Source organism: Pseudoalteromonas sp. DY56-GL22 (assembly GCF_041414715.1).
Lineage (GTDB): Bacteria > Pseudomonadota > Gammaproteobacteria > Enterobacterales > Alteromonadaceae > Pseudoalteromonas > Pseudoalteromonas simplex.
This window is the reverse complement of sequence record NZ_JANHZR010000017.1, coordinates 1-14,331: the sequence shown is the minus strand read 5'-3', so window position 1 is coordinate 14,331 and position 14,331 is coordinate 1. Positions and strand designations below refer to the sequence as shown.

At 39.8% G+C, this 14,331-nt stretch carries 8 protein-coding genes and 1 tRNA gene; 1 reads left to right on the top strand and 8 read right to left on the bottom strand.

The features are described from left to right. Nucleotides 1-2: 2 nt before the first annotated feature. The 5 genes from NO991_RS20140 to NO991_RS20120 all read right to left on the bottom strand — a co-directional run bounded on the left by NO991_RS20140 (nucleotide 3) and on the right by NO991_RS20120 (nucleotide 6,842). A complete protein-coding gene (locus tag NO991_RS20140) occupies nucleotides 3-1,406 on the bottom strand; it encodes a lipopolysaccharide biosynthesis protein (RefSeq protein WP_371352332.1) in 1,404 nt (467 codons plus the stop codon). 47 nt (nucleotides 1,407-1,453) lie between these two features. Further along, entirely contained in the window at nucleotides 1,454-2,398 is a 945-nt protein-coding gene (locus tag NO991_RS20135) for a Wzz/FepE/Etk N-terminal domain-containing protein (protein ID WP_371352331.1), read from the bottom strand. 23 nt (nucleotides 2,399-2,421) lie between these two features. Beyond that, nucleotides 2,422-5,091 carry an SLBB domain-containing protein gene (locus tag NO991_RS20130; RefSeq protein WP_371352343.1) on the bottom strand — a complete coding sequence of 890 codons (2,670 nt, stop codon included), beginning with the start codon at nucleotides 5,089-5,091 and terminating at the stop codon, nucleotides 2,422-2,424. Between the two features lie 126 nt (nucleotides 5,092-5,217). Beyond that, nucleotides 5,218-5,997 (bottom strand): YdiY family protein, encoded by a 780-nt coding sequence (locus NO991_RS20125; RefSeq protein ID WP_054552510.1) that lies wholly within the window; start codon nucleotides 5,995-5,997, stop codon nucleotides 5,218-5,220. A gap of 26 nt (nucleotides 5,998-6,023) precedes the next feature. Next, nucleotides 6,024-6,842, bottom strand: coding sequence for a mechanosensitive ion channel family protein (locus NO991_RS20120; protein ID WP_054552509.1), 819 nt, complete (start codon nucleotides 6,840-6,842; stop codon nucleotides 6,024-6,026). Between the two features lie 279 nt (nucleotides 6,843-7,121). Between NO991_RS20120 and NO991_RS20115 the strand changes: the two genes are divergently transcribed. Beyond that, nucleotides 7,122-7,197 (top strand) — tRNA-His (locus NO991_RS20115). A gap of 354 nt (nucleotides 7,198-7,551) precedes the next feature. Here NO991_RS20115 and nagP read toward each other — a convergent pair. The 3 genes from nagP to NO991_RS20100 form a co-directional block, all read right to left on the bottom strand. After that, nucleotides 7,552-8,838 carry an N-acetylglucosamine MFS transporter NagP gene (gene nagP, locus NO991_RS20110; protein ID WP_371352330.1) on the bottom strand — a complete coding sequence of 429 codons (1,287 nt, stop codon included), beginning with the start codon at nucleotides 8,836-8,838 and terminating at the stop codon, nucleotides 7,552-7,554. Between the two features lie 498 nt (nucleotides 8,839-9,336). After that, nucleotides 9,337-11,985: a family 20 glycosylhydrolase gene (locus NO991_RS20105; protein WP_371352329.1), complete on the bottom strand. Its 2,649-nt coding sequence runs from the start codon at nucleotides 11,983-11,985 to the stop codon at nucleotides 9,337-9,339. Nucleotides 11,986-12,809: 824 nt separating this feature from the next. After that, entirely contained in the window at nucleotides 12,810-14,237 is a 1,428-nt protein-coding gene (locus tag NO991_RS20100; RefSeq protein WP_187489483.1) for an NAD-dependent succinate-semialdehyde dehydrogenase, read from the bottom strand. Nucleotides 14,238-14,331: the final 94 nt, after the last annotated feature.

The window sequence follows — 14,331 nt, the reverse complement described above, 5'->3', positions numbered from 1 at the left end:
CTCTATAATTTTGCTTTTTTTATAGTTGATAACATGAACAAAAAATCCTTATAGAAAAGGGTTACTACTGCTAGTGATAAAAAAATCCAAATTAACACTATAACTTTACTTGATAATATTATTGTTACTATTGATGCTACCAAAAGAAATAAGGTTAATATATATAACCTTACCCTCGGTATACTCTTCCAAAAATAACATGACAACTCAGTTCGAAGAACAAGGAATACCCAAAATGAAGTTGCTGTACTAATCGCAGCTCCATATGCACCGAATTTTTTCACTAAGAAAAAGTTACCTATAAAATTAATAGCAAAAGCAAAAATTGATGCTAACATTGAGTAATTAGTCTTTTTTACTATATTAAGTCCAATCACTGTTGTTTCTGAAAGTACATAAAATAATGGGGCTAACATGCAAGGTATTACTAAGTATTTCACCAAAGAATATTCATTTGGCAATATATAATCAATTACCCAACTTGCCATACCGAGCAGTGAAATTATAACTGCAACAAATAAAACCACATACTTATTTATATTCCTAATTTCATTATCATCATGCCCGCCGTTTATAGTCTTATAAACGTATGGAGTCCATATTGTTGTAAATACTTTCTGGAAAATTATTGCTGCAGTAGAGAAACTTATAGCAACAGAGTAGATGCCTAACTCATTTAATGATGAGTAAGCTCTTAAAAAAAACTTATCTGTAGCAGTAAGCCCCCAATAAGCTATAGCACCAATAGTTAAAGGCAAACCGTAACTAAAATACTCTGAAAATCTTTTAATAGAAAACTTACTCAATATCGATTTATAAATTCCCCCTTTATTTCCATACAATAAATATAAAAGAATTAATAGGTTCGAAATAAGCTGACCTAATAGCAAATATATAAAACCTGAGCCTTCTTCAAATAAAATTATAATGAAAAAGTAACATAGAAAGAATACTTTAGGTAAGAATTGACTTAAGGAAAACAATAATGCATTTTCCTGCATTCGTACAATTAAAGATATAAACCTTTGTAAGTAAACGACCAAAATACATGCTAAAGTCATTAAAGTTAATGTTGAATCCTCAATCCCAAACAAAATGTAAGATATCAGAGTGGGATCAAATAGATATAATGTAAAAGACGTAATTATAAATAAGATAATGCCTGGTGTAATACAATCTTTAAATAATTGACCAGCATCTTTTGAGGAGTAATAATAACGAATGTAAGATTGATCTAAACCTACGGAAAAAAAAAGTACAGCAAAACTCTGTACTATAAATAGCATGCTCAGCCTTCCAACATCTTCTGAACTGAAATGCCATGTAATCAGAGGTAAAGTTACAAATCCAAGGAACGCAGAACCGACAGGTCCTAATGAGTATTGAGTTATAGTTCTTAGATTCATAAGTAAAATTTATAGTTGTTCATAGCGTTTCAAGCCAAATACTACTATCACTTTGAATAGATGCCTTTTATATTCGACAAGAAAAAGACAATCAAAAGACTCAGCATAAATCCAAGCAAAGTGCCAAAAATACAAATTAATGCCCTTTTGGGTCTATCTTTTAACTCTGGAACAATTGCAGGATCAATTACTTTAAAAACATATTCTTTTCTTACTTCGGCAAACATTATAGTTTTAGTTTGCTCTTCAATTAGGTTATAGAAAATTGACTTTATATCTGAAACACTTGTTTTGCGTATTTGCTCTTCTAGAAATGCGATACTCTTTTTAGCTTCCTCAATATCCTTCTTTTTCATTTCATTATTGATATCCTCTATTAGTAAATCGAGAATATTTTTAGCAAAATAAGGTGAAATATGATCAAATGAAATAGTGATCATGCCAGTTTCAATGTTTTCTATAATACTTAGCTTCTCTAAAAAACTATTATAAGCTTCTTGATCTGTAGGCTTAGGCGTAAATGGAAGCTGAACTTTCCTCACCCACCTTTTCATCTCAGCATCATATAAATCTGGGTTATAACTCAACTTATTACTACCTAAATCCCAAAATTCTGCAGCTATCAAATCAGGTAATAAGTTATGTTTATTTATAAATTTTGATATGAATAGGCGCGACCTAAGTATTTCTACAGCTATCTTTGATTTATTTGATTGTGATGGAATATTCATTCCTGCCAAACTAGCAAGTCCGCCAAATTGACTAGCGAGAGAGGACAGCCCTCCTTTACTCTCTTGCTCAGCAGGCATAATTAAAGTAGTCGATTTATAAATATTTGGCTGGTTAATAGCAAATACTACTGAAATTAAAGCTGCTACTAAAGTTATTGATGAAACCAGCCATTTGTACCTAAAAAAGACATTAAAAACTTTTTTTAAGTCAACATCTTCAGATGAATTTTCGACTTTCATATTATAATTTAAACTAGACATTTTAATCTCTGTAAAAATAGGCTTTATATACTACTAATAGCAGCAACTGCTACACCTAACTGGTAAACAATCTGTGTCGCAGTGCTCCACAGAGTTAGGTTGTCCATGTAATCTGCGTTCATTGGCACTACGATGGTATCGCCGGCTTCAAGCGTGTTTGTGTCATTAACTGCAAACCAGCTGCCTGTACTTGGGATTTTCACTGAGCCATTAGCTTTGATTATATAGATTCGTTCATCTGCTGCGCGCTCTTTTAAGCCGCCACTGAGATCGATGTAATCGTCAACCGTAATGCCTTGTTTGAATAGATGTGAGGTTGCGTAATTAACTTCACCGATCACACTGATAGAATCACGCTTACTTGGTACATAAAGAGTATCACCATTTTGTAGCACTAAGTTTTGCTTATCTTCTACAATCAGTGGTAAATCAATAACCAATCGACCCACAGCTTCAACGTTAGCTAGATCATTCAACAACTTATTCATTTCATCATAGGAAAGGCTGTTACTACTTACGGAGTTTTCGAAGCTTTTTGATGCAATGTCACGACGCAAATCTTCAGAAAGTTTTGCTAATTGCTGTTGCTCTTGTTTGCGAATTGCTTCGCGAGTGAAAATAGCTGCATTTGGCGCGGCAAACTCAGAGAAACCACCTGCACGCTCAAGTAAATTGCTTAAGGTTTCGCCACGACGAATTGTATAGATCCCTGGAAATTTAACTTCACCTTTCAGCTCTACTTTTACGTTTTCTTGCCAGTTAGGAATTGAGAAAATATTAATACTGTCTTTACTACGCAATGCGATATTTTCACCATTACTACCTAACATGGCTGCTTGCAGATTAAATTTGATATGTTTAACTTTTGATGCATCGCCATCCATTACACGAGTTATTTCAGCTTGTTCAGTGTATGCAGACTCAAGTAATCCACCTGCTGCGGCAATCAAATCGTTTACTTCACCATTAACTGTAAGAGGATAAACACCTGGGTAAGTTATATGACCATTTATTTCTACAAGCTGCATTGCCATAGCGACTGAGGCTTGTTGCTTTAACTTTGCAATGATTGGCTTTAATAGATTAAACCGACTGAAAACTGCGTAATCTTCTGCATCAAGCAATTCTTCATCTTTATTTAAATTGCGCTTAGCAATATCAGCAATTGATTTAGTGCCGTCTTCTTTTAACTTTAAATCGTCGACTGTACCTGTAACACCAATGTATTTTTCAAATTCTCTTTGTTGGTATTGATGCCATTGTTTTACTTTATACTGCTGCTCTTGCTGCTCTTCAGTAAGTGCCATATTTGCAAGCGCAATTTCTTCAGCTTCTTTTTCTTGATAACGGCTAAAAACAAAAAGTTTATCGTTTGCTTTAAGTTCTAGGTCATGCTCAGCAGCTTTAACAATCGCTTGTGCTATATCAAATTGAAAAACTTGAATATCACCTGCTACATTAACTTCACGAACAAGTAACCCGTAACCTAAGTCAGCCTGAGGCAGCAAGTCACCACGCACTGAAGTTAGAACGTCAGAGATATGCTTGCCTAGATGCCACTGATAATGACCCGGACGTGCAACAGCACCAATTAAACTAATGCTGTTTTGATATTGGAAGCTTACCGGATTAAAACGAATACGATCGCCATCACGAGGAGTGTAGTTAATTTGATTGCTACTAAAGTCAATTGATAATACTTCTTTCATATTATTGTTATTGAAGCGTTCTACAATTGCTTTTTTAGCGTAAGCTTGCGGCTTTAAACCACCCGCCATTTTTAATAATTGTGCCGCTGTTTCACCTTTTTTTAATTCAAAAATAGCAGGGCGTTTGACCAAACCTTCAACAGCGACTTGTGAGCCAACTGATGGAATAAACACCACATCGCCTGGCTTCAAAATAATATCGTTACTGCTATCACCATTGATCAAAAGATCATACAAGTCAAAGTTTGCAACAACCTTCCCAGCACGCTTAACTTGAATATTACGTAGTGAAGCAATATCAGATACCCCACCACTAACAAATAGTGCATGCGATACGGTAGTCAATGATGAAACAGAATAACTACCCGGTTTGTATGCTTCACCAAGCACTAGCACACGAATGCTACGAAGTTTGCCTACCGAAACAAATGCTTTAATACCAATTACTTCTTGTTCAACTTTTGCTTTGATTAACTCTTTGACTTCAGCAAAAGTAAGGCCTGCCACTTGAACAGGGCTTAAGTTTGGAATGCTGATACGCCCTTCGCGGTCAACAACAACTTCATAGTTCTCACTTTCTTTACCGTAAAAGTTGATATTGAGCGTATCTCCACGACCAATTAAATAGGTATCAGGAACGGCGGCATTTTCACTTGGCATAAATGATGTTGGCTCACCAGCAAACAAGTCATAGCCGAAAGGTTTTACCTCATCAACTTTCGGAGCAAAGCGCTCTTCATCTGTTAACTGTTCTTTTTCTTGTTCTAGGCGAGGTTGTATTGTTGATTCTTGTTCAACTTGTTCAGTTGAAACTTTCTTACCTGTAATCGTTGATAAGTCTACACCATACTGCCTTGCTAGTGCTTCTTGCTGTGCTTTTGGGAGTTTTTTAAATTGCTCTATTTGTGCAGCTGTAGGAGTAAAAGCCAATACTGATGCGGAAGTTAACAGCAAAAAAGTAATAAAGAGTCTTTTAAATAACATCACAGGTAGGGATATCCATAGTTCTACAGTCAAAAAGATTGTCTATTCTACCTGAAATATTGGGAAATAAAAAAGGGACTTTCGTCCCTTTTTGTCATTTAATTGTCAACGAAACGGTTTATGTGGTTAAAAACTGTAAACCAGTGTTAATGACGTTTCTGTATCTGTGTTTTCTTTATCATCCGCAACGTCTGAGTTGTGAGTGATGTTGTAAGCTACTTTCATTTGTAGTGAGCCGTTGATTTTGGCAAGAATTGCAGACTCTGAACGTGTTTTAGTATTGGTATCACCATATTCAACTGATACTAACTGAGTAAAACGTGCGCTGTCTGAAATCTGCCAGTTATAATCAACTTTACCTAACGCGATAACTTCACCTTCGCGCTCGCCGGCAAGTGAGTTACCGTTTTCATCAACTTCAGTGCTGTCATCAGGGTATTGGAAATACTTATAACCTGGACCGATTTCAGCGTTTAACCACATATCAGAACGGTCGATTACGCGTAAACCATAACCTGCTGAGATTACTGATTCGTTGCGATATGCACCAAAGTAATCAGATACGTGCGAGCCGTAGATGAATAAGTGTGAGTGCTTTTCGTTTAACTTGTAGTTACCTTGTGCAGAGATTGAGTACTTTTCGTTAGTACGTTGTGTTTCTTTAACACCGTCGTCGTTTTCGATCTCATCTTCTTTATAAAGACCGTCTAACTTGTACTCGTTATTCCAGTTTTCTAGGTTATGTAAAACCTTAACACCACCTTTTAGTGTTGTTGTTTCAGTGTTACCACTTGTAATAATGGCACCTAGTTCACTGGTTACATCCCAAGTTTTAGTTTCATCTGCTGCGAATGCGCTAGTTGCAGCACTTGCTGCAACTAGAATTGATAAAGCTTTTAATTTCATTAAAAAATAACCTTTACTACTTGTGATTAATCTTCTTTATGCAAATGAACATCCATTTGCGGGAATGGGATCGTGATATTTGCGTCATCTAATGCGATCTTAATGTTTTCCATTAGATCGAAATACGTTGGCCAATAATCTGATGAATTAACCCACGGGCGAACTACAAAGTTCACACTTGAATCTGCAAGCTCAGATACAGCGACTGTGTATGCTGGATCTTTTAATAAACGAGTTTCTTTATCTAATACTGATTTAAGAACTGCTTTTGCTTCTTTAAGGTCTGCATCGTAACCCACACCAATTACTAAATCGATACGACGAGTTGATTCACGAGAGAAGTTTGTAATTGGGCTTCCCATGATTGATGAGTTAGGCATAATAATTACTTTATTATCTGGTGTACGTAATTCTGTAGAGAAAATTTCGATTTTCTTAACAGTACCCGCTTTACCACCGGCTTCTACATAGTCGCCTGATTTGAAAGGGCGAAGTAGGATGATTAAAACACCTGAAGCAAAGTTAGACAGTGAACCTTGAAGTGCTAGACCTACAGCTAAACCAGCCGCACCTAAAATAGCAATGAATGATGTTGTCTCAATACCAAGTTGAGATAGTGCCATTAAGATAGTTGCTGCAAAAACAATAGCATAAACAATGCTTGCTACAAATGAACCTACGGCTTTGTCTACTTTCTTTTTATCAAATGCTTTTTCAGTCATCCCTTCGCAAAATTTTGCGATACGACCACCGATGAAGAAAATGATTAGCGCAAGAACAGCCTGAACGGCGTAATGTATGATTAAACCTGAATTCTCATTGATCCAGTTCATTATAGTATCCATATTCTCTCCTGAAGTTCATTTTTAGCATAACGCTGTTCAAATTATATATGATCTTTGGTTAAAAAATCATTAAATTACAGCCAAACTAAAAAATGAGTAATTGCTCAATTGCAAAAGTCGCAAGTCTAAATACCGAAACTGAACACTAACTGACTAAACCTGCTTTTCTGAATTTTCTGAAGCAAGTAAGTTTTTTTTACTTTTTTTAATTTAGGGGGTTCACAAGCCTAAGTTAATTATGTAATATGCGCGCCACACCAAACGAGGTGTATCTCAGTGGCGGCTGTAGCTCAGTTGGTAGAGCCCCGGATTGTGATTCCGGTTGTCGTGGGTTCAAGCCCCATCAGTCGCCCCACTTCTCCCCCTTAGTAAATCCCTATATTTTCCTAAATATTTTTTATTTTGAATTTCAAGATTTATCTTTAAAACCTGTTTTCAGATCTAAAAGCCGTCAGCTTTGGCTGTTCGGGTTTGTTTGTGGTTCAATATTTCTTTTGCACAAAGAGAAGTGAATGAGGAAACCACAATATTACTTTCTCTTAAGCGAAGCGCTCTCTTATCCGCTTTGTGATAATTTGACGCGAGCCTTAAACCCCAAACAAAAAAATGCCACCTTTCGGTGGCATTACACACGGGATTATTTCTATTTACTAGAAATGCTTTTCAAAGTTCAAGGCGGTGCATTTTACGCCCAACCTCAAACTCATAATTACTTCCAACTTTTCATCTTGTGGCCTTTAACAGCATAGAAAAGTATGAATAAATAACAAGGCAACATCACAATATAAGCCATTTGTTGTGCTTCTGCGCTTTTTACGCCGCCACTTGCTAGGCCCCAAAATAATGGACCAAATGCGCCACCGGCTATGCCCATAACGAGCAGACCAGAGCCTACACTAGTTAGCTTACCTAAACCAGATAATGCTAACGGCCAAACTGCAGGCCAAACAATCGCATTAGCAAAGCCTAGCACAGCAATGAGCAATAAGGTATCAGGTAGTACCGATTTTAGGCCAAACAATGTTGATATAAATACAGTTTCATTACTACCTGTAACTATCGCTAGCGTTAACACACAGCCCAATACTGCTGAAATAGTTAGTGCTGTTTGCTGCGATAACACTCGTGGGATAAGTAAAATCCCTAAAAAGTAACCTAGTACCATACACCCCATGGTGTACGATGTCATAACACTGTATTTTTCAATACCTAACGACAACGCAAAGCTACCAATGGTATCGCCGGCAATTACTTCAACAGCTACATAGACAAAAAGTGCCACTATCCCTAAGGCAAGACTCGGATGGCTTAATGCTTCTTTTACCTGCCCCGGTTTCTGTTCATCAACGTCGTCATCAATTAACTCTGGCAATGGCATTTTAGTTACCGCAAAGCCGAGTATACCAATAAAAATAGACATCCCTAAATACGGTAAGATTAAGCCATTAGCCATGGCATCAATATCAGTTTGGCTAAGCTCTTTACCTACAAAGCCTTTAAAGTCGCTGAGTATCAGTGCGGTAAATACAATCGGTGCAACAACACCCGCACCTTTATTTAATATACCCATAATACTAACGCGAGCCGCGGCTGATTCTTCAGGTCCAATTCTTACTACGTATGGGTTAACCGCTGTTTGTAATAACGTTTGCCCTGCCCCCATAACAAGCTGCGCAAATAAAAACAGTGCAAACACTTGTGTTTTTGCGGCAGGAATAAATAGCAAACCTGCCACCATCATGGTCACCATACCCAGCGCCATACCGTTTTTATAACCTACCTTTCTGATGATCATCGCCGAAGGTAGAGCCGTAAAAGTCACGGCGATATAAAACGAGAAAATAATCAGCGATGCCTGAAAAGGTGATAGCTGCAAAATTTGCTGTAAAAATGGCATCAGTGAGCCATTTAACCATGTAGCAAAACCCAGTATAAAAAACAGCGTGGCAACAATCGCCATAGGCACAACACTGCTTTGTTTATTTATTTCAGACATAACATTTCCTATAACAGCACAGTTCGACTCTACAGCGCTGCTCATTCAGATGATTATATAAAAGAGATATTAAATATTTATAACACTATCGCAACAAAAATGACAGCGCTGACATATTTCTTTTAAGTAGTTTCTAGGAGCCGTCAGTTTTGAGCCGAATGTGCTGATACGTAACTGAAGTGATAATCGATACCGTAGGCGTGAAATTTATTTCGCGCGATGAATTTGGATTAGCTGTCAGTTTTGAGCCGAACTGTGTTGTTTGAGTGCAATACGTACCCCTTCAGATAGGAGTTGAATGCAAGGCGCGCCAAGCAAGCGTGACGCCTACGAGATGCGAGGTGCGAGGTGCGAGGTGCGAGGTGCGAGGTGCAGGGTATTGTAGGCGTGAAATTTATTTCGCGCGAAGTTTTTAGGCCGCCAGATTTTAGTCAGACGCGCAAGCAAAAATGACGCCTACGCTTTGCTGTAGACGTCACATTTATTCATCACAAAGCACTACTCACCAACAACTGTGACGCGACTGGTTTGCTGTGCGTTTAAGCGGGTGCGTAGCGCAACTTCTGCATTGTTATCAACCTTCACAGGCTCGGCATAAGTTTGCCAGCTTTGGCCGTTGTCTAGACTGTATTCAATGCTCAAATAAGCAAATGCGCTGTTGGCATACAACTTACCATTTTCAATCACACCGCCAGGTACTGGTAAATGCAGGTTGATGCCGTCTTTAGCTAGTTTCTCAAGCTCTTTTAAACCAACTGCACTTGAAAACTCCGCCCAGTCTTTTGCTTGTTTTTTACTATCGACGCTTTTGCCTTCCCAATCAGCTTTGTGCCATGCGCGCTCTGCTACTGATAAAATACGCGGGAAGATCATTGCTAATACTTGCTCTTCAGTACGGATTGTTTCTGACCATACCTGTCCTTGCATACCCAGAATGTTCTCTGGCTTTTCAAGTTTAGGTAACGGGCGGCCCACCAACGCTTCTAAATTAACAATTGGCTCACGAGTGCGGGTGTAATCAGCATTGGCATACACGTCATCAGGCATATAGTTAAAGGCCTTTTTAGTATCTGTGTAACGAGTTGCCCAGTAATAACCGCGCTCTTCAGGGCTTGCTTCGTATGGGTGGTCAAAGTACAAATGCGTACCGTGTGATAACACCACTTGGTAACCAGCATTTGCTAGGCGGTATGCTCTATCGGCAACGCCCCATTCCCAAATGTTATCCCAAGTATTAACGGTAAAGGTTTTGTTAGGGAACTCATCTCGTTTAAACGAATTTTCACGGTCATACATGATGCCATCTTCCCAAATCCCCGGAGAAATACCGCGTTTTTCAAGTAAGGTAGCAACACGTTGTGTGAAATAAGGTTTTAAATCAGCCGGGCCAGCTACACCGTTATTAGGATCAGCAAATAACGCCTGACAGATTGGCGAGCCTATCCACGAACCTGCTCCAACTTCATCACCACCAATATGCAGGTTCTTTAGCTGCACACCTGCTTCGCGGTACATCTGCTGAAGTTCATAAGTTACTTTATCTAAAAATGCGTAGGTTGAGTCCATACACACATTCATTGAGTTATCTTTGTAGTTTTGTACCGTCATGTACACAGAGGTATCTTTAGGGTCGGTAAGCAAGTATTGCGTTGCTGGCCCCATATCTATGTGTTGAATTTCTTTGTTTGCAGAGCGCGTTTTAATGTTGTTTTTAGCGGCTTTCTCAGCTTCTTCTAACATGTTGTGATAACGCGCTTCCATCGCTTTGATTGAGGCACGCGCATGACCTGGCCCTTCAACTTCTGGGATGATTTGAATGTGGCGGTCTTTCGCAAACTTTAATAGCTCAACAAACTCATCACGTTTCAAATAACCATTACCTGAACCCGATTTAAATGGCCCAGTGCCAAGCTGAGTTAATAAACACTCACGCTCTTCTAAATCAAAGCAGCGATAGCCGCCAACGTCTGTGAGCTCTGGTAAACCAGGGATCTCAAGTCGCCAACCTTCATCTTCTGAAAAGTGCCAGTGTAGCTTATTCATTTTATAGCGAGCCATTTGCTCAACCAGCTTGAACATTGCCTCTTTGCCATGATAATTACGACCATTATCGTAATGCATACCACGCCAACCATAGCGCGGTGAATCTTCAAGTTCTAACTGCGGTAAGCTAGCACTACCTTGGCTGTTTGCAGGAATGAGGTTCAATAAGCTTTGCATCGCATAAAACACACCGGCGTTATCGCTACCTACGATGGTGATCATTTCATCATCAACCTCTAGGGTGTAGCTTTCTGCTTTTGCATTATTGAGTTTAGGGTCGACTTTTAAGCGTATTACTTTGTCTTTGCCAGCATTGATATGATCAGGCTGTGCTTTAAGGCTAATGCCATAGTCATCTTGCAAGTCTTGCATAAACACCATAACTTCGTGCTTAAGCTGGCCTTGATAACTGATTTGCCAATTATTGTTTAGCGTTGCGCTGCCACGGTTAAAATCGACTTTACGAGGCTTAGGAATAATACGCTTTAAAGCATCATCTTTACTGACCGCAACCTTGTCAGCGCTATTACGCTCGAAACGTACTTTTGCCGTTGCTAAAACCGATAAATCTTTTGGCTCATTGTAACGGCGTAACTGATTCTCACGGGTAAATGGCGTCACAAACTGTTTAAAGTCTTCAGTGTCGGTGTTGGCAAATACGGCAGGTTTATTCTTACCTGACACAAAAAATGCCCGTGGCATAAAGTCACTGTAAGCAACAATCCACACTTGCGCATCAAACGGTAGCTCTAAGCTTTCACCTGCAGCTAAACCTTTAAATGAGCTCGTTGGTACGATGCGGTGCAAGTCACCATTAACGTGTTCAATGTTTAAGCCCGCAACATGCTCAGTTGAGATTTTACGAACTGAGTGGATATAAAGCTGCCAATCGCTCTCGCCTGCAGGTAACGTCACATTAGAGCCATTGTTGAGGGTAATTTTTCCTAAAAAGCCCGCATCTTTATTACGAAAGTTATCTTCTACCGAAAATAGCAGTTCAGTACCTTTCGCAAACTGATCAACTTGCGATTGAGTTAATGCTGCACTTGCCATTAAAGGCGCAGTCGCTAGCATTACCGCGAATAGTGACTTCTTAAAATCCATTACTTTCTCCTCGTTTAAGCCCTGAGTGTACGGTATTTCTGCGTACTATTTTTCATTTTTGTTAATAATTCGTTCCTATCATATAAAAACTAAAATGACAGCGCTATCATTTTGTGAAAAATATAGGTGAGGAGTTAGAAGCTTTAAGCCGTAAGCTGTAAGTTTGAAGCCGAATTGTGTTGTTTGTTGGTAAGGCGTTAATCCATCGAAAGAGTGTTGAATATAAGACGCGCCAAGCAAGCGTGACGCCTACGTGGTAGGAGGCGTTTTAACGCCGAATAGATCTGACCTATTCACGGCTAAAGCCGTTCCTACGAGGTGCGAAGTATTGTAGGCGTGAAATTTATTTCGCGCGATGTTTTTGGATTTGCCGTCAGGGTGTTGAATGTAAGACGCGCCAAGCAAGCGTGACGCCTACATGGTAGGAGGCGTTTTAACGCCGAATAGATTTGACCTATTCACGGCTAAAGCCGTTCCTTCGAGGTGCGAGGTATTGTAGGCGTGAAATTTATTTCGTGCGATGTCTTTGGATTTGCCGTCAGGGTGTTGAATGTAAGACGCGCCAAGCAAGCGTGACGCCTACGTGGTAGGAGGCGTTTTAACGCCGAATAGATTTGACCTATTCACGGCTAAAGCCGCTCCCACGAGGTGCGAGGTATTGTAGGCGTGAAATTTATTTCGCGCGAAAGTAATTGCACAAAGAGGAGAGAATGAGAAAAGAACGAGGAAACCATAAGATCATTGTTTACTTCCTCTAAAGCTAAGCGCCCTCTTATCCTCTTTGTAAAGAATAGTTATAAGTTTGAGCCGAACGGAGTTATAGCTCAAACCTTAACACAAAGATACTTCTCTTCTAGGTACTCATCTAACCCTTGGTGGCCGCCTTCTCGGCCTAAACCAGACTGTTTAACGCCGCCAAATGGCGCTACGGGGTTTGAGATAAGGCCTTCGTTAATACCTATCATGCCGTATTCGAGTGCTTCGCTTACTCGATAAACTTGCTTTATGTTTTCACTATAAAAATACGCAGCTAAACCATAAGGTACGTCGTTCGCAAGCTGAAGTACTTCTTCTTCATCATCAAAAGCGATGATACTGACTACAGGGCCAAACACTTCATCATGATAGATATCCATCTCTGGGGTCACATCGGTTAAAATTAATGGCGCTTGAAAGCTACCTTCAAGCTCGCTGTTATCACCGATTAACGACGCCCCTTTATCAACCGCATCTTGCACAAGCGTTTGAACTTTCTCTTTTGCTTTAGGGTAAATTAATGGGCCGATATCTACCCCGTCATCAAGTCCATTACCTACCTTTAACTCAGCTACTTTGTCTGTGAGTTTTTCGAGCACCGTTTCAAGCACTGAGCGCTGAACAAAAATTCGGTTAGCGGCAACACAGGTTTGCCCTGCGTTTCTAAATTTAGCCCCCATAAGGCCTGCAACTGCTTCATCTAAATCGGCATTATCGAAAATAATAAATGGGGCATTGCCGCCAAGCTCCATTGACGTTTGTTTAATTGTTGAGGCACACTGCGAAAGTAACTGCTTACCTACACCGGTTGAGCCAGTGAATGTGAACTTACGCACACGCTCCGACTCGGTCATGATCTCACCCACCATTTTGGCGTTTTCAGAGACCACCACATTCAGCGATCCTTTTACAAATCCCGCTTTATCAGCAAGATAGGCTAAGGCAATAGCGCATAATGGCGTATGTTCCGAAGGTTTAATTACAAAACTACAACCCGCGGCATAAGCTGGTGCCACTTTACGGGTGATCATGGCAATCGGGAAATTCCAAGGGGTAATACCTGCCACCACACCGATTGGCTGCTTTATCGTTGTTAAACGATGTTTGCTGTCGGTAGCAGGGATGGTGTCGCCATAACTACGCTTTGCTTCTTCACTAAACCATTTAATAAAGCCTGCACCGTATTCAACTTCGCCCAAGGCTTCTTTTAAGGGCTTACCCTGCTCTTTAGTCATCAACTCAGCAAGCTGTTGCTTGTGCTCAATAACCAACTCATACCAGCGACGCAACGTTTCACTTCGCTCGGTTGCAGTTGTTTGCTTTAGTTTGCTAAATGCCTCGTCAGCACTTTTTATAGCCTGCTCAACCCCAGCTTCATCAATATCAGAGACATGAGTGATCGCCTCTGCAGTTGCGGGGTTATCTACACTAAAACGCTGGCTCGTAGAGTAAAAGTCACCGTCGATAAACGAATCAGAAAAAACCAAATCAGACATAGAACCTCCAAGTAAAACTATCAGCTATCAGCTATCAGCTATCAGCTATCAGCTATCAGCTATCAGCTATCAGCTATCAGCTATCAGCTATCAG